Origin of the sequence: Janthinobacterium lyxosi (assembly GCF_051380665.1) — a bacterium.
GTDB lineage: Bacteria > Pseudomonadota > Gammaproteobacteria > Burkholderiales > Burkholderiaceae_D > Janthinobacterium.
Window position 1 is genome coordinate 1 of record NZ_JBNYXM010000027.1, and the last position, 16,073, is coordinate 16,073.

Annotated in this window: 16 protein-coding genes and 1 tRNA gene; 5 read left to right on the forward strand and 12 right to left on the reverse strand. The window is 58.6% G+C overall.

The features are described 5' to 3' along the window. Both ACQ4WP_RS22590 and ACQ4WP_RS22595 read left to right on the forward strand, forming a co-directional pair. Nucleotides 1-274, forward strand: a 274-nt coding sequence (locus ACQ4WP_RS22590) for a hypothetical protein (RefSeq protein ID WP_436524585.1), incomplete at its 5' end; no start/stop codon positions are given. A gap of 282 nt (nucleotides 275-556) precedes the next feature. Next, entirely contained in the window at nucleotides 557-1,117 is a 561-nt protein-coding gene (locus ACQ4WP_RS22595) for a hypothetical protein (protein WP_436524587.1), read from the forward strand. Between the two features lie 186 nt (nucleotides 1,118-1,303). Here ACQ4WP_RS22595 and ACQ4WP_RS22600 read toward each other — a convergent pair whose 3' ends face one another. From ACQ4WP_RS22600 to ACQ4WP_RS22620, 5 genes are all read right to left on the reverse strand, one after another. Then, entirely contained in the window at nucleotides 1,304-2,173 is an 870-nt protein-coding gene (locus tag ACQ4WP_RS22600; RefSeq protein WP_436524589.1) for a hypothetical protein, read from the reverse strand. Then, the gene (locus ACQ4WP_RS22605; protein ID WP_436524591.1) at nucleotides 2,166-3,338 is read right to left on the reverse strand and encodes a tyrosine-type recombinase/integrase; all 1,173 of its coding nucleotides are present in this window, start codon (nucleotides 3,336-3,338) and stop codon (nucleotides 2,166-2,168) included. The genes ACQ4WP_RS22600 and ACQ4WP_RS22605 overlap by 8 nt, the downstream gene beginning before the upstream one ends. A gap of 224 nt (nucleotides 3,339-3,562) precedes the next feature. After that, complete coding sequence (gene ychF, locus ACQ4WP_RS22610; protein ID WP_102121118.1) at nucleotides 3,563-4,654, reverse strand: redox-regulated ATPase YchF; 1,092 nt, start codon at nucleotides 4,652-4,654, stop codon at nucleotides 3,563-3,565. A 153-nt stretch (nucleotides 4,655-4,807) separates the two neighbouring features. Further along, nucleotides 4,808-5,041, reverse strand: a complete 234-nt coding sequence (locus ACQ4WP_RS22615; protein ID WP_436524593.1) for a helix-turn-helix domain-containing protein — start codon at nucleotides 5,039-5,041, stop codon at nucleotides 4,808-4,810. Continuing rightward, nucleotides 5,041-5,616, reverse strand: coding sequence for a hypothetical protein (locus tag ACQ4WP_RS22620; RefSeq protein WP_436524595.1), 576 nt, complete (start codon nucleotides 5,614-5,616; stop codon nucleotides 5,041-5,043). Before ACQ4WP_RS22620 ends, ACQ4WP_RS22615 begins: the two co-directional genes overlap by 1 nt. Before the next feature lie 118 nt (nucleotides 5,617-5,734). Between ACQ4WP_RS22620 and ACQ4WP_RS22625 the strand changes: the two genes are divergently transcribed. Further along, nucleotides 5,735-6,832: a serine hydrolase domain-containing protein gene (locus tag ACQ4WP_RS22625; protein ID WP_436524597.1), complete on the forward strand. Its 1,098-nt coding sequence runs from the start codon at nucleotides 5,735-5,737 to the stop codon at nucleotides 6,830-6,832. Between the two features lie 133 nt (nucleotides 6,833-6,965). On the opposite strand, the gene pth is transcribed toward ACQ4WP_RS22625, so the two are convergent. From pth to ACQ4WP_RS22660, 7 genes are all read right to left on the reverse strand, one after another. After that, entirely contained in the window at nucleotides 6,966-7,550 is a 585-nt protein-coding gene (gene pth, locus ACQ4WP_RS22630) for an aminoacyl-tRNA hydrolase (RefSeq protein ID WP_436524599.1), read from the reverse strand. 115 nt (nucleotides 7,551-7,665) lie between these two features. Next, entirely contained in the window at nucleotides 7,666-8,280 is a 615-nt protein-coding gene (locus ACQ4WP_RS22635) for a 50S ribosomal protein L25/general stress protein Ctc (protein WP_436524601.1), read from the reverse strand. 168 nt (nucleotides 8,281-8,448) lie between these two features. Next, entirely contained in the window at nucleotides 8,449-9,399 is a 951-nt protein-coding gene (locus tag ACQ4WP_RS22640) for a ribose-phosphate pyrophosphokinase (protein ID WP_034753270.1), read from the reverse strand. A gap of 151 nt (nucleotides 9,400-9,550) precedes the next feature. Continuing rightward, a tRNA-Gln gene (locus ACQ4WP_RS22645) sits at nucleotides 9,551-9,627 on the reverse strand. Between the two features lie 88 nt (nucleotides 9,628-9,715). After that, the gene (gene ispE / locus ACQ4WP_RS22650) at nucleotides 9,716-10,600 is read right to left on the reverse strand and encodes a 4-(cytidine 5'-diphospho)-2-C-methyl-D-erythritol kinase (RefSeq protein ID WP_436524603.1); all 885 of its coding nucleotides are present in this window, start codon (nucleotides 10,598-10,600) and stop codon (nucleotides 9,716-9,718) included. Continuing rightward, on the reverse strand, nucleotides 10,597-11,235 hold the full coding sequence (locus ACQ4WP_RS22655) for an outer membrane lipoprotein LolB (protein ID WP_436524605.1): 639 nt from the start codon (nucleotides 11,233-11,235) through the stop codon (nucleotides 10,597-10,599). The genes ispE and ACQ4WP_RS22655 overlap by 4 nt, the downstream gene beginning before the upstream one ends. Before the next feature lie 85 nt (nucleotides 11,236-11,320). Further along, a complete protein-coding gene (locus ACQ4WP_RS22660; RefSeq protein ID WP_436524607.1) occupies nucleotides 11,321-13,111 on the reverse strand; it encodes a tetratricopeptide repeat protein in 1,791 nt (596 codons plus the stop codon). Nucleotides 13,112-13,277: 166 nt separating this feature from the next. On the opposite strand from ACQ4WP_RS22660, the gene mutM reads away from it, so the two are divergent. Continuing rightward, on the forward strand, nucleotides 13,278-14,114 hold the full coding sequence (gene mutM, locus ACQ4WP_RS22665) for a bifunctional DNA-formamidopyrimidine glycosylase/DNA-(apurinic or apyrimidinic site) lyase (protein WP_436524609.1): 837 nt from the start codon (nucleotides 13,278-13,280) through the stop codon (nucleotides 14,112-14,114). 34 nt (nucleotides 14,115-14,148) lie between these two features. Further along, nucleotides 14,149-16,050, forward strand: a complete 1,902-nt coding sequence (locus tag ACQ4WP_RS22670) for a dynamin family protein (RefSeq protein WP_436524611.1) — start codon at nucleotides 14,149-14,151, stop codon at nucleotides 16,048-16,050. The last annotated feature ends 23 nt before the right edge of the window (nucleotides 16,051-16,073 follow it).

The window sequence follows — 16,073 nt, forward strand, 5'->3', positions numbered from 1 at the left end:
CCGATTCCGGTGGCGGCCGAAATCGGTCACGATAGACCGCAATGGGTGGTCACGATGGACCGAAATGACCGGTCACGATAGGCCGGAATCGCTGGTCACGATAGACCGGAATACCCACGTATGCGCATGCCACCCTCCGAAAGGTACTGAATCCGAACGGGATGGTGGCAGCGATAAAGAAAAAAGACACGGACAAAAAAAGACCTCCAAAGAGGCGATTAAAAATCCGTATAAAATTTACTTACTTAAAAATCATCTAAGACAGGCGGTATGATGAGCTGAAGTTTTATTTCCATGTCGGCTACCAGCTGAGGCTGTGTAAAACGCCTAAACATAGAATTCCCGTGGGTAAGGTGACCAGTGTCGACACCAGAAAAAATACCATAGCGGCTGTTCTGAGAGGTCGTTTTTTTCACAAGTCAAAATTTTCTACGTTTTTACGCAGGCCAGGCCAGAGGCAGTCATTGAGCGGGTACACCTGATATTGCGTTACGCCATGGTTTTACGGTTTCTTACTCGTATAATGGCGGATGTTATAGTTGAGAATTATAAAATCATGAGCATCAACGCACCGATCGACGATATCACAAAGCAATTTGCGAACATCATACGTAGTGATAGTGAAATCCGAATGAGGCGTGGCGTAGCATTGCCGAATTACGTTGACAACCATGAGCTGGTTGAGGTTCCGAATGAACCTTTGGGAGAAGCTGAGGCTGGTATGTGCTGGTTCAACTGCCTGAGAGAGGAACATAAGGGGGCTGGACAGGTCGTTTATGGATGGGCACTTTGGCGCGACACAACCCCTCAAGGAGTCATGCTTTTTTCTCAACACCATGCCGTTCTCCGCACTGCAAATGGGTTAGTAGACATCACGCCATACGTCGATGAAAATGGACTGCCATTTCCCCCCAGTTCGATTACCTTTCTTATCGATGAACGAGTACCATTTGATACCGAGAGGGGAGCGTTTCCCGCATCCTTAATTTGGGAACTGGAAACGAACAAACAATACTGGGCTGTTCGCAATCATGCGAAGGATATGTGGGATGCGCGCCGTACCTACGAAGTTTGTCGCTTCAACACCTCTGATTGGCAATCCTACTTACCAAAGTAAAAGAAGTCTATAACAGGACAAGAGGAGCATTCTTTATTGGATACTGAAAATTGTGCAAATCTGTCCAGATGCTTATTTGTTCGCCGGTAAGGCATATATCCGCCCATGCCCGCTTTGAGGCGAAAACTGCCACTCACTTGGCGCGAGCTGCCTGCTCAAGTTATCTAATACATATGAAAAATAAACTCAAATTCCAGTATTAGGACCGAAACGAGGCATCCCAACATCGCTCTCTAGCACCATACAAAGAAAGTCAACATGATAGAAATTACAAAATTCCTCATCATAGATTTTGCGTCCGTGGTCTTCATACATGGGACCAGTCGCGTAAGGGAATCCCTTTCGCACTACGTTTAGCGCCGAAAGCGCTTTCGAACTTGAAACAGGTTTAGGCAAGCCAGCAATTTGAAATACGGCTGCCAGGCACCTAACAGGATCCGACAATACAACCCCCGTATTTCTAATACTGCCCGAATTTGAGACTCGAATGGGCGACCAACTATGTTGATGACATAAAACCACAAATTCCTGTGCCACCTGCTGCTCAAGAGTTCCGCTTGGACGCCCTCGCTTATTTTTCCCGGCAAGTGATGCTGCGGCAACTTCGACCGAGTCGATGTCCTCATCAAAGTGCCAGCCCGTTCGCGGCTCATATCCAACTCTATGCAGGTCCTCTAACCGTGATAGCTCCTCTTTGTCTGCACCATCGGCATGGTAAAACATATCAGCTTGAGCTTTCCCCAGGCATTTTCTCGACAGAGGATCCAGCCGACCCAGTGCTGTTTTCAACACCTGAGCCGCTAAGACAATTTTCGAAAACTGGGCTTGGAACTCCTCTTCCACTTCACGACGCATAAGCCACGTACGGTAAGCATTTGCAAGCGTCAGGAGCTGGGCTTTGAAATCATCGAGCCGAACAATTTTGCTCTCACCCAAACGCTCACGCCTCACTTGAATTTCGTCAATAAGTGCCAGTAATTCACTTTTTTGACAGCGCTCTTCCCTGGTTGTAGGAAAAATTCCCTCAAACTCCAAAGAAATCCCTGGCTCAATCATGATTTTTCCATGTATCGAGAAAATTAGCCCAGTCTTGCATCATCACTCGCCGCTCCTCAAAATAAATTGCGTGGTTGTAAGTTCGACGGACACTATTGGGTTCTGCATGTGCAAGCTGCGTCTCGATCACATCATGACGATAGCCCATTTCATTTAGCAGCGTAGAGCCTGTTGTCCGCGTACCATGAGGACTATATTTAGTAGCCCATCCGAGTTTTTTTAACGCTTGGCGAAGTGCGGCATCGGCCATGGGTCGAGCGCGGTCATCACGATTCGGGAAAACAAAGTTCGTGTGACCTGTAACAGGCCGCATCGCGTTTAGCAAAGCCACTGCCTGCGTCGGCAATGGCACCAAGTGATCACGTCGCGCCTTCATTCGCCGAGCAGGAATTTTCCATAATGCCTTTTCCAGATCAAATTCCAGCCACTCCGCTTGAACCGATTCATTCGGCCGACTCAAGGTCAGCCACATCAACTTGAACGCATTTATTGTCTGGAAGTTTCCTCCATGCCCATCGAAATCAACAAGCAGCTTGCCGACTTCATCACTGGGTAGCGCTCTCTTGTGCTGCGTCTTATTCGGCGGCAGCGATTTACGAACCGCCCACACTGGGTCTGCATCGGCTCGCAACGTTGCAACAGCCAGTTCGAACACTGACGACATCGTCCGCTTAGCTTCTGCCGCGACCGTAGGGGCACCACGCTTGAGCGTCTTGTTGAGGATATCCAATACATGCGCCGAGGTCACATGCCGAACAGGCAGCTGGCCGATAGACGGAAACACTACGCGCTGGAGCATATCGAGGCGACGGGACTTCGTGACCTCCTCCCAATCCTTCAGGGCAATCCATTCTTTCGCGACGGCCTCGAAGGTGTTTGCAGAGTCTAGCTCGCGCTTGATTTTTTCCAACTGTCGATTTTGCACGGGACTGGTCCCCAGCTTCACCAGTTTGCGGGCCTCTTCGCATTTTTCCCTGGCGAGCGCCAATCCAACAGATGGGTAGTCACCCAGCGCAAACAGGGATTCTTTTCCGGCAAGCTTGTAACGATAACGCCAAGCCTTCACGCCGTTCGGCTTGACTTCCAAATACAGTCCCTTGTAGTCATTGACCCGATAGAGCTTATCGCGAGGCTTGGCATTGCGGCAATGGGCATCAGTCAGCATTACATTTCACGGTTGGTAGCGGTGATCAGATTGTACCCACCTCCGTACTGCGCAACAAGGATTTATACCCTCTTTTGTACCCGCAATTTTCGTGAATGCTCATGAAAATTCATGAAACATCCAGAAACAAAAAAGCCGCTATTTCAGCGGCTTTCATAGGGAAAAACTGGCTTGCAGATGTCTTTGTGAAACCTTACGAAAACATCTGAAACATGACTGGCAACTTAGACGTTGAACAGGAAGTTCAGCACGTCGCCATCTTTGACCACGTATTCCTTGCCTTCGGCGCGCATCTTGCCCGCTTCCTTGGCGCCTGCTTCGCCCTTGTAGGCGATGAAGTCGTCATAGGCGATGGTCTGCGCGCGGATGAAGCCGCGTTCGAAGTCGGTGTGGATCACGCCGGCCGCTTGCGGTGCCGTGTCGCCCACATGGATGGTCCAGGCGCGCACTTCCTTCACACCCGCCGTGAAGTAGGTTTGCAGGCCCAGCAGCTTGTAGGCGCTGCGGATCAGGCGGTCCAGGCCTGGCTCTTGCATGCCCATGTCGGCCAGGAAAGCGCCCTTGTCGGCGTCGTCCAGGTCGGCGATTTCCGCTTCCAGCGCCGCGCAGATGGCGACGATAGGGGCGTTTTGCGATTGCGCGTAGGCCGTCAGCTGGTCCAGCAACGGGTTGTTGGTAAAGCCCGTGTCGGACACGTTGGCCACGAACATGGCTGGCTTGGCCGTGATCAGGCACAAAGGCTTGATCAGTTCCATTTCGTCAGCGTCCAGGCCCATCGCGCGCACCGGCTTGGCGTCGTTCAGGTAAGGCATCATGCGTTCCATGATGGCCAGCAGCTTGGCCGCGTCCTTGTCGCCCGAGCGGGCTTTCTTGTTTTCGCGGTGGATGGCTTTTTCCACGGTGCCCATGTCGGCCAGCGCCAGTTCGGTCTGGATGACTTCGATATCGTCGAGCGGATTGATCTTGCCGGCCACGTGGATGACGTTGTCATCTTCAAAACAGCGCACGACGTTGACGATGGCGTCCGTTTCGCGGATGTGCGACAGGAACTGGTTGCCCAGGCCCTCGCCCTTCGATGCGCCGGCCACCAGGCCGGCGATGTCGACGAATTCCACGATGGCGTTGACCGTGCGTTCCGGCTTGACGATGGCGGCCAGCGCATCCATGCGTGGATCCGGCACTTCGACGACACCGACGTTCGGCTCGATGGTGCAGAACGGATAGTTCTCAGCCGGGATGCCGGCTTTCGTCAGTGCATTGAACAGGGTGGACTTGCCGACGTTCGGCAAGCCGACGATACCGCATTGGAGACTCATGGAAAACCTTTAAATAATCAATATTGCCGGCAAGCGGCTGGTGCAAAACGGCCGTTGCGGGCGTTTTCTGGATAATCTTGCTGTATTAATGCTCGTAAGGGTCAATTGTACCTCTATGCACCCTACTCTTCAAAAAAACCGCCCCCTGTACGGCTAGGGCGCGTCATCCGCGTCGTCTGGCTGCGACGGGTCGAATTCCAGGATATCGCCGGGCTGGCATTCCAGCATCTCGCAAATTTTCGACAAGGTATCGAAACGCACGCCGCGCACCTTGCCTGATTTTAAGAGCGACAGATTCTGCTCCGTGATACCGATGAAGGCCGCCAGTTCCTTGGATTTTACTTTTTTCCTGGCCAGTACCAGGTCGAGCCGCACGACGATACCCATCAGATGAACCCGCTGTTTTCATCGGCCAGGCGCTGGCCTTCGTGGAGGATTTGCGCCAGTGCAAGGAAAACCGTGCACAGCAACAAGGTCCACAGGTCGCCGCCCGTGATATCGATAACCAGGCGCAACTGGCTCGTCCCCTTTTCCAGTAAACCAAACAGCATGCCCCGCACCGTCGGCTCCAGCAGGGTCAAGAGCGTTCCCAGCAACAGAGCGCCAGCGAAACGGCGAAAGCGCCGCGCCACCTGCGGCGTAAAAAACACGCCCTGCTCGAACTGGCGCAAAACCAGGGCCAACTGGCGCACGGCGTCGCCCAGCACCAGCAAGGCTGGCAAGGCCAGCGCCAGGCCCAGTCCCCGCTGCCACATGGGCATGGCTGCCAGGCGCTCGAATGGCTGGCTCTGCAATTGCAGCAACAGTTCATACATGCCGGCGCCACCCAGGCTGCCGTGCGCGGCCGGCGCAGGCGCCAGCCAGCCCAGCACCGTCAGCAGCAGGTATAGCAGAAAGAAACCCGAGACGCCATAGCGCACGCGCCGGCTCAGCGCCGCTGGTCCCGAATTATTTTTTTTCATATTCAAAAGTATACGGATGCGTAAAGTGTTGTTAGAATAAATTATCGCAAAACAATAATTATATCATGTTTTGCGACCATTTTAGCATATTCCCCCGACCATATCGACTGGAGACACCATGAAAACCCTGCTTGCCTCACTCGTTTGCAGCACCGCCTTCTTGCTCAGCGGCGCCGTCCGCGCCGATGACCTGAACCTCATGCTGCAGCAGGCGCTGGCCGACAAGAGCGTGCCAGCCATGGCGATTCTGGTCATCCGCGATGGCAAGGTCCATGCGCAGGCGCAAGCTGGCGTGCGGGCCAATGACGGGCGTGACGCCGTACGCACTGATGACGTGTGGAATATCGGCTCCGACGGCAAAGCCATGACGGTGACCCTGATCGCCCGGCTGGTGGAGCGGGGCGTGCTGTCGTGGGATGCGCCGCTGTCGAGCATGCTGCCCACGCTGGCCGGCGGCATGCGCGCCGAGTACCGCGACGTCAACCTGATAGATCTGCTGTCGCACCGCGCCGGCCTGCCACCGAATCCGGACGAGGAATGGATCAATTCCACCTACACGGATACGCGTCCGCTGCCCGTGCTGCGCCTGGAATACGCGCAACGCGCGCTGGCCGACGCGCCGGTGGCCGCGCCACGCGGCGAATCGCATTACTCGAATAGCGGCGCCATGATCGCCGCCGCCATCGCCGAGCTGGTCACGGGCAAGACGTATGAGGAATTGATGCAGGCCGAGGTGTTCGGTCCCTTGGGCATGCAGGCCGCATTCGGCCCCACCGTGCGCGGCCAGAACTTGGGACACAAGGAAAACAAGCCGATTGCCGGCTTGATGGCCAGCAATCCGCTGATGATGGCGCCCGATGGGGAAATTCACCTGAGCATGGATGACTGGGCCAAATTTGCGCTCGATCAACTGCAGGGCGAGCAAGGCAAGGGGAAATTACTCAAACAGGCAACGTATGTGTTCCTGCACACGGCGCAGGGCGAGACGAATGCGGCATTGGGCTGGGGCGTGATGCACTTTCCGCCGCAGGCGCCGCAGCGCGTGCTCACCCACCTGGGCTCGAACGGCTACTGGCACGCGCTGATCGCGCTGGCGCCAGGCAGCGGCGACGGCTTGCTGATCGCCGCCAACGCGGGCGAAGGCAGCAGCGCCCACGCCAGCCAGCAGCAGATGGCGAAAACCATCATGGCCGGCTTCGGCATGGCCCCCCGGTAAACACGCACTTCGAACACCCAACAGAACCGTAGCGAGCGGCAGTGAGTTGTGGCTAAGAAGCGCAACCGTGCTCTAGCACGGTGAGCATCGCAGGCCGCAAATCACGACGCGCAGTAGGTTATGTTGCGTGTTATTACGCTGTGTGCAGCTTCATCGTAGCTGCCTCGAACCTGCCTTCGACGATCTGCGGCATCACCTGCAAGGATTTGTCGATGGCTTGCTCGATCAGCTCCTGGTCTTCGCGGCGTGGACGGTGCAGCACGAAATCGGCCACTTGCTGCTGCAGGCTCAGGGTGCGCGGATGACCGATGCCCAGGCGCAAGCGCCAGTAATCCTGCGTGCCCAGCGCGGCCGTGATGTCCTTCAAGCCATTGTGGCCGCCGGCCGAGCCGCCCTTCTTCAGGCGTGCAATGCCCGGCATCAGATCGAGCTCGTCGTGCACCACCAGCACTTCATCGGCAGCGATCTTGAAGAAGCGCGCCAGCGCGCCCACGGACTGGCCCGAGCGGTTCATGAAGGTCAGCGGTTCGAGCAGCCAGACTTCCTTGCCGGCTATCGACGTTTTCGCCAGCATGGCGTTGTAGCGCGAATCGCGCTGCAAGCGCGTGCCGGGCAAGCTGTTGGCAAGATTGTCCACCAGCCAGAAACCGGCATTGTGGCGGGTTTGTTCGTATTCGGGTCCCGGGTTGCCGAGGCCGACGATCAGGCGTATGGGCATGGCTGTATCTGCAATGAAAAAGAAAACATTATCGGTGAAAACAGGCAGAAAAAAACCCGCGCGGCGAACCTGGCGGGTTTTTCCTTGCGACTACCGCATTGCTGCGGCGGCAAAATTACTTCTTGTCGGCTTCAACAGCAGCAGCAGCGGCTTCAGCTTCAGCCGCAACGTGGCCAGCCGGTACCGAAGCGGTAGCGATGGTCAGGTTGGCGCCGTGGGTGACAACGGTCACGCCAGCTGGCAGGACCAGGTCGCCTACGTGCAGCGAGTGACCGACGTCGATGTTCGACAGGTCAACGTTGATGAATTCTGGCAGTTGGCCTGGCAGGCACGAAACTTCGATTTCGTTGGCAACGTGGCTGATGGTCGCGCCATGCAGTTTGACTGCTGGGGAAACGTCAGCGTTGATGAAGTGCAGCGCCACTTTCACGTGGATAGCTTGCTTAGCATCAACGCGCTGGAAGTCAGCGTGCAGAACCAGTTGTTTGTATGCGTGGACTTGGAAGTCGCGCAACAGAACTTGCTGGGAAACGCCGTCGATTTCCAGGTCCAGGATCGACGAGTGGAACACTTCTTTTTTCAACGCGTGGTACAGGGCGTTGTGATCCAGCGAGATCAGCACCGGGGCTTCAGCGCCACCGTAGACGATACCAGGGGTTTGGCCGGAAATGCGCAGGCGGCGGCTCGCTCCGGAACCTTGCAATTCGCGTTTAAATGCGATAACTTTCATGTGAAACTCCAAGAAGAACAAGGCTTGCGCCTTGTGTTATGAAGATTCCCGCGACCAGGAATCTTCGAAAATGAGCGCATAAGCGCCCCGAAAACTAAAACACTGCGGCGCAACAGGCAAAAAGCCGGTCGCGCCGCAGGCATTACGTCTGTTGCTACTCTTGCCGAATTAATCGATAAAGAGGGAAATAACCGAATCACCCTTGATGATGCGCTTGAACGTCTCGGCCAGCAGCGGCGCGCACGTCAATTGACGAATCTTGCCGCAGGCCAGGGCCGCTTCGGACAGGGGGATCGTATCGGTCACGACCAGTTCATCGAGTGGCGATGCCGAAATACGGTCGATCGCCGGGCCGGACAGCACCGCGTGCGTGCAATACGCCACGACTTTTTTCGCGCCGCGCTCTTTGAGCACTTCGGCAGCCTTGGTCAGGGTGCCTGCCGTGTCGACCATGTCATCCATGATCACGCAGTTGCGGCCTTCGACTTCACCGATGATGTTCATCACTTCGGACACGTTCGCTTTTGGACGACGCTTGTCGATGATGGCCAGGTCGCAGCCCAGGCGTTTTGCCAGGGCGCGCGCACGTACCACACCGCCGACGTCGGGCGACACCACCAGCAAATCCTGGTAGTTTTTCTTTTGCAGGTCACCCAGCAAAATTGGCGAAGCGTAAATATTGTCGACTGGGATATCGAAGAAACCTTGAATCTGGTCAGCGTGCAAGTCCATGATCAGGACGCGCTCGACACCGGCTTCTTCCAGCATGTTCGCCACCACCTTGGCCGAAATCGCCACACGCGCGGAGCGCGGACGACGGTCTTGGCGGGCGTAGCCGAAGTAAGGAATCGCGGCGGTGATGCGGCCAGCGGAAGCACGTTTCAAGGCATCAACCATCAGCATGATTTCCATCAGGCTGTCGTTGGTCGGAGCACAGGTGGATTGCAAAACAAAAACATCCTTGCCGCGCACGTTTTCGTTAATCTCGACCATTACTTCGCCGTCGGAGAATTTCGAAACGTTTGCTTTACCGAGAGGAATGCCGAGGTTTTTTGCGACCCCCTCTGCCAACGCTGGATTCGCGTTGCCGGTAAAAACCATCAGGTTTTCGTAAGCCATGGGAGTCCCAAGAGGTGATATAGAAGTCTTGAAAAGCACTAACCGGGCATAAGCCCGGTCAGTCATTGTTTAGAATATGCCGCGTGGCGACATATCTGCTTTTTCCCGTACTGGACGCTGACTTCGCATCGACAGACTACGGTGAAATGGGTGGCAGGGGAAGAAGGATTCGAACCTTCGCATGCTGGAATCAAAATCCAGTGCCTTAACCAGCTTGGCGATTCCCCTACGCAACTGACTGCTTGCCGTCATGTTGGCCAGTATTATACCGACTATTTGACGCTAAGCAAAATCTTTTTTTGCTGCTTACTTTGCTTCACAACAGCGTGAGCATCGGGTGGCGATTCAGCGCTTTTGCCTTCCAGGCGATCCAGACTGGTGGCACATTGCTGAGCACCGCATCCGCTTCTTCCTGACTGCCAAACGCACTAAACACACAAGCACCGGAACCAGTCATCCTGGCCTCACCGTAAGCACTCAGCCATTCTACCGCATCTGCTATCGGCTTGAAAAGACTGCATGCTACTTGCTGTAAATCATTCTTACCAAACCCGCACGCATCGTTTCCTTCTGCGAGGTACCTGGAAAAGTCCGCTATTGTGACGGGTTCGGTATTTCTCGTCAAGCCTTCCGCGCAAAAAATTGCAGCGGTGGGCACTTGCACGCCCGGCTCGATCACCACATACCAGCATTCTGGCGTGGCGACAGGCTGCAAGGCTTCGCCCACGCCTTCGGCAAAGGCATTCTCGCCAAAGATGAAAAACGGGATATCGGCGCCCAACGGCAAGCCCAGCGCCATCAATTCCTCGCGCGTCAACCCCGCTTGCCACAAACGGTTCAGCGCCATCAGCGCCGTGGCCGCATCGGACGAGCCGCCCCCCAGGCCGCCGCCCATGGGCAGCACCTTGTCGATGGCGATATCGACGCCGCGCGGCAAGGCGCCCGTGCGGCGCAGCACTTCGGCCTGCAGCAATGTCGCGGCGCGGATGATCAGGTCCTGCTCTTCCGGCACGCCGGCCAGCGCCGTCACGCGGACAATCGCCGTATCGTCGCGCAGCGCGAAGTGCAAGGTGTCGCCATGGTCGAGCAACTGGAACACTGTCTGCAGCAGGTGGTAGCCATCGGCGCGGCGGCCGTTGACGTGTAGAAATAAGTTCAGCTTGGCCGGGGCCGGGCAATGGTTCAGAGTCGTCAGTGTCATGGTGCAGGTTCGGAAGGGGCAGGATCGAGCACGATGCGCAGCGAGACGGCATCAGCCTGCGCGCTGGCATTGCGTTCGGCATCGATACGCCGCGGTTGGGGCAAGGCGCCCGGTGTATTTTCAGCAGCATCTTGCCACGACACATAGCGCAAGCGCCAGCCATCCCTGGTCGTCACACTGTCGTTGGCCGGCGAAGCCACGAAACGCTTGCCATCGGCGCCCATGGCATAGCCTTGCAGCCAGTCGCGCAAGCCCGACACAGGCAAGGACCAGCCCAGCATCTGCGCGCTCAGGGTATCAACATCGGGCGCGCTGCGCGGCGCCTTGCCGCTTTGCGTCAACACGGCCTGCCGCGGCGTGACGGCGATCGTGGCCAGCGTGCTGCCGACGGGCGAATACAGGGTCACGTCCGTGCGCTGCGCCGTCTGCTGCCAGTTGAAATTGACGGTCGCCGATTCGGGCTTGTCATCCTTCTGGTACACCACGTTCAAGCGGCCCGTCAGCTCCACCTGTTCGCGGTACGGGGCCACGGCAGCGCCCGATGGCGCGGCGCCGGACGAGAATGGAGAACTCAGGGTCGAGCAGGCCGACAGGGCCAGGCACAGGACGGTCAGGGGCAGAATATGTTTAAGCACGGGTTTGAACATGGGTTTGAACATGGGCACAAGGAAAAACCAGCGCCATGGCGCTGGTTTTTTATAGTGGAGTTAATCGATTCAATCACAGACTGACATTCAAGCGCGCCAGGGTGCTTTTCAGCACGTCGTTTTTCGGGTCCTTGCGTTGCGCCTCGCGCCACAGCTTTTGCGCTTCAGCCTTGTCGCCCTTCTGCCACAGCACTTCCCCAAGGTGGACGGCGATTTCCGGGTCGCTGCGCACGGCATAGGCGCGGCGCAGCGCGTTCTCCGCGGCGGCCAGGTCACCCATGCGGAACTGCACCCAGCCCATGCTGTCCATGATGAACGGGTCGCCCGGCGCCATCTGCAAGGCTTTTTCGATCAGCGCATGGGCTTCCTGCAGGCGGATACCCCGTTCGGCCAGCGAGTAGCCCAGGGCGTTATACGCGTGCTGGTTATCGGGCGCCAGCGCCATCACGCGGCGCAGACTCGCTTCCATCAGCTCGAGTTTGTCCAGGCGCTCGGCCAGCAAGGCGTAGTCGTACAGCAGCTCCGGATTGTCGGGGAAGCGCAGCAAGGCATTTTCCAGCACCGTATAGGCGCTTTGCACATAGCCGGCATCGCGCAGGAATTGCGCGTCGACCAGCAGCACCTGCGCCTGGCTTGCCGGATCGTCCGTTTCGATTTCCGTCAGCGCCTTGCGCGCCGCATCGAGATTGCCGCCGCGGGCAATCAGCTGGGCGCGGCGCAAACGCGCCTCGACATAGCCGGCGGAAGCGCTGTTGTCGACCTTGTCCAGCCAGGCGATGGCGCCGGCCGTGTCGCCGCGCGTCTCGGCGATCTGCGACAGGATCATCAGGGCCTTGAACGGATCGCGCGCGTCGCCAGGCGATTTGTCGAGCACCGCGAGGAAGCGCTTGAAGTACTGCTCGGCGCCCTTGGTGTCTTCCAGCTGCAGCGCCACGATGCCCAGCGCATACAAGCCGCCCACGTTATCGGGCTGGCTTTTCAGCAGCAGCAGGAACTGGTCGCGCGCCGGCTCCAGCTGTTTTTGCTCAACCAGCAGGCGCGCATACGCGCCGCGCACTTCGATGGCGTCCGGATTCTTTTGCAGGAAAGTGGCCAGCACCTTGCCTGCCGCCTCGGGTTCGCCCGTCACCTGCGCCAGGGTCAGCGCAGCCAGCTCGGAGTTCGGCTTGATCGCCAGCGCCTTGTTGGCTTCGCCGATGGCGCGCTCGCGCTCGCCGATCGACAGGGCGCCCTGCGCCAGCACCAGGTGCGCTTCGAACATGTCCAGGTAAGGCTGCACCAGGCGCGTCAACATCGAATAGGCATACAGCTTGTCATTCGAGCGCGACAGGATCTGCTGCATCTGGAACAGGGCCACGCCGCGCGCGCCCGCTGGCGCATTGGCCAGGCGTTCGGCAAAAATCGGTTCCGCTTCTTCGATCTTGTCCGTCAACACGACGAAGCCGAGGAAGAACTGCGTCGCCTCGTCCGAGTCGGGCGCCAGCTCGCGCCACAGGCGGATCGCCGCCAGCGCTTCGCTGCCCTGCTTGGCGGCCAGCGCCATTTCGGAAGCGCGGCGCGCCAGGCGCGGATCGCGCGTCTGCTGCGCCGCCACCATCATCGTCACGTATGGCCCTTGCCACTGGCCGCTCTTGAATTCCATTTCAGCCTTGGTCAGCTTGTACAGCAAGTCGCTGCTCAATTCGACCTTCGGCAAGCCCTCCGCCTTGGCGTCCGCCTTGGACTCGGCGCCCTCTTCCCGTGGCGCGACGGGCGCGGCCGCAGAGGGGCCAGCCGCAGCATCGGCGGGGGCGACAGGCGTCTGCGCCATGGCATGCGTGGCCATCAGGGCGGACAAGGTTACAATGGCGAAAGCGTTTTTCAAAGGCTGATCCTGGCTAAACGGCAAAGTTTGATTCTACGCCCAACGCGGCTATCGCGTACTTCATGTATGTAACGAAATATATATGTCGTGGCGGCGTAGCGTGCCCGGGCCAACCATCCGCCGGCAACCCGCCTGTTTTTACCCGGTTTTCATATAGTCGAGCCCTATGCCAGAATTGCCAGAAGTCGAAGTCACACGGCGCGGTGTCGCGCCCCACATCGAGGGCCGCGCCGTGCGCGCCGTCGTGCTGCGCCGCGACGGCCTGCGCTGGCCCTTCCCTCCGGCCCTGGGCGAACAATTGTCGGGGCAAACCATCGGCCTGACGGGGCGGCGCGGCAAATACCTGCTGATCCACTTCCGCCACGGCACCCTGATCATCCACCTGGGCATGTCGGGCCACCTGCGCGTGCTGCCAACGGGGACGGAGGCGCAAAAGCACGATCATTTCGACCTCGTCGTGGAAGACGCGGATGGCGGCAGTCAGGTGCTGCGCATGACGGATCCACGCCGCTTCGGCGCCGTGCTGTGGCACGACGAGGCCGACGGCCCGCTGGACGGCCATGCGCTGCTGCGCGGCCTGGGCACGGAGCCGCTGGAAGGCGGCTTCACGGGCCAGCTGCTGTTCGAGAAAACGCGCAACAAGGGCACCAATATCAAGCAGGTGCTGATGGCGGGCGACATCGTCGTCGGCGTGGGCAATATCTATTGTTCCGAAAGCCTGTTCCGCGCAGGGATCAACCCGAAGACGCCGGCCCGGCGCATCGGCCTGGCCCGCTATGAGAAACTGGCGCAGGCGATCCGCGACGTGCTGGCCGAGGCCATCGTGCAGGGCGGCAGCACCTTGCGCGACTTCATCGGCGTGAACGGCCAGTCCGGCTACTTCCAGCAGACGTATTTCACGTATAACCGCGCGGGCAAGCCATGCCGCGTGTGCGGCGCGACTATCCGCCAGATCGTGCAGGGACAGCGTTCCACGTTTTACTGCCTGAATTGTCAGAAATAGCTGTCAACAGTAAGTCATAGGCAAAGGGAGCCAGATGGTCAGGGACTTGGAACAATACAGCGCATGGCGCCAGGATGTGCTGGCGGCTTTGCAGGCATACCGGCAAGCCGCCAGCGCGGCGGGCCTGGTCGACGGCGCGTCCGCGCTGCGCCTGGCCCGCTGTGTTTCCCGCCTGCTCGATGACCGCCTGTCCGTGGCCTTCGTGGCGGAGTTCTCGCGCGGCAAATCCGAGCTGATTAACGCCATCTTCTTTGCCGGCTATGGCCAGCGCATCTTGCCCTCGGGCGCGGGCCGCACCACCATGTGCCCCACCGAACTGCTATACGACGCGGCCTGGCAGCCATCGATCCGCCTGCTGCCCATCGAGACGCGCGCACAAAACCTGTCGACCAGTGACTACCGCGACCTGCCCGCCGCCTGGACCGTCCTGCCCCTGAACATCGAGGCCGGTGGAGACATGCAGGAAGCCATCCGCCAGGTCAGTCTGACGAAAAAAGTCAGCGTGGAAGAAGCAGCGCGCTACGGCCTGTACGACGCCGACGATGCAGACGCCCCCGCCATGCTCGACGAGGACGGCCAGGTGGAAATCTCGATGTGGCGCCACGCCATCATCAACTTCCCCCATCCGCTGCTGAAACAGGGTCTGGTCATCCTCGACACGCCGGGCCTGAACGCCATCGGCACGGAACCGGAACTGACCTTGAACCTGATTCCGAATGCGCACGCGGTGCTGTTCATTTTGGCGGCTGACACAGGCGTCACGCGCAGCGATATCGAGGTATGGCGCAACCATATCGGCGCCGGCGCGGGGCGCCTGGTGGTGCTCAACAAGATCGACAGCATGTGGGACGAATTGCGCGGCGATGCCGAGGTGGCGCAAGCCATCGAACGCCAGCAGGCCAGCGTCGCGCATCTGTTGACACTCGACGCCGGCCAGGTGTTTCCCGTCTCGGCGCAAAAGGCCCTGGTGGGCAAGATCAACCACGATGCGGCGCTGCTGGAAAAAAGCCGCTTGCTGCCGCTGGAGACGGCCCTGTTCGAGGAGCTGATCCCTGCGCGCAAGGACATCATCCGGCGCCAGCTGGCGTTCGACCTGGACGCCATCGAAGCGGCGCAACAGGTGCAGGCGGCGGCCCGCGCGCGCGGCATCGCCGAGCAGCTGCACGAGCTGCACAGCCTGCGCGGCAAGAACCAGAGCGTGATCGCGCACATGATGCGGCGCATCGATATCGAGAAGAAGGAATTCGACAGCAGCCTGTTCAAACTGCAGGCCACGCGCGCCGTGTTTACCCGCCTGTCGACGGAACTGTATACGAGCCTGGGCATGGACATCGTGCGCGACGATATCGATGGCGTGCGCGCTGCCATGCAGCGCAGCCGCTTTTTCACGGGCCTGCGCGAAGCCGTGCGCCAGTATTTCGAACGCATCGCCAGTAACCTGGACCGCTCGGAAGGCAAAACGGCAGAGATCACGGAAATGATGAACGTGATGTACCGCAAATTCGCCTCCGAACATGGCCTGGCGCTGGCCTTGCCGATGCCGTTTTCACTGGCCCGCTACCGCCAGGAGATCGCCGATATCGAAGCCGTCTACCATAAACAATTCGGCACGGCGACCCTGCTGACCACCAGCCGCGTCGTGCTGATGGAAAAATTCTTCGACACCATCGCCTCGCGCGTGCGCCGCAGTTTCACCAACGCCAACGACGACGCCAGCGCCTGGCTGAAAGTCATCATGGCGCCGCTCGAAGCGCAGATCGTCGAGTACAAGGAGCAGCTGAAACTGCGCTTTGCCTCGATCCAGCGCATCCACGACGCCACCGGCAGCCTGGAACAGAAAATCGCCGGCTTCGAGGCCAGCCTGGCGGCGCTCGAACGCGACAAGGCGCAGCTGGCGCAATTGCTAGCCGCCTTGCGCACCACCAGCGCAAGCTGAGCGCAACATCACACCATAGAACA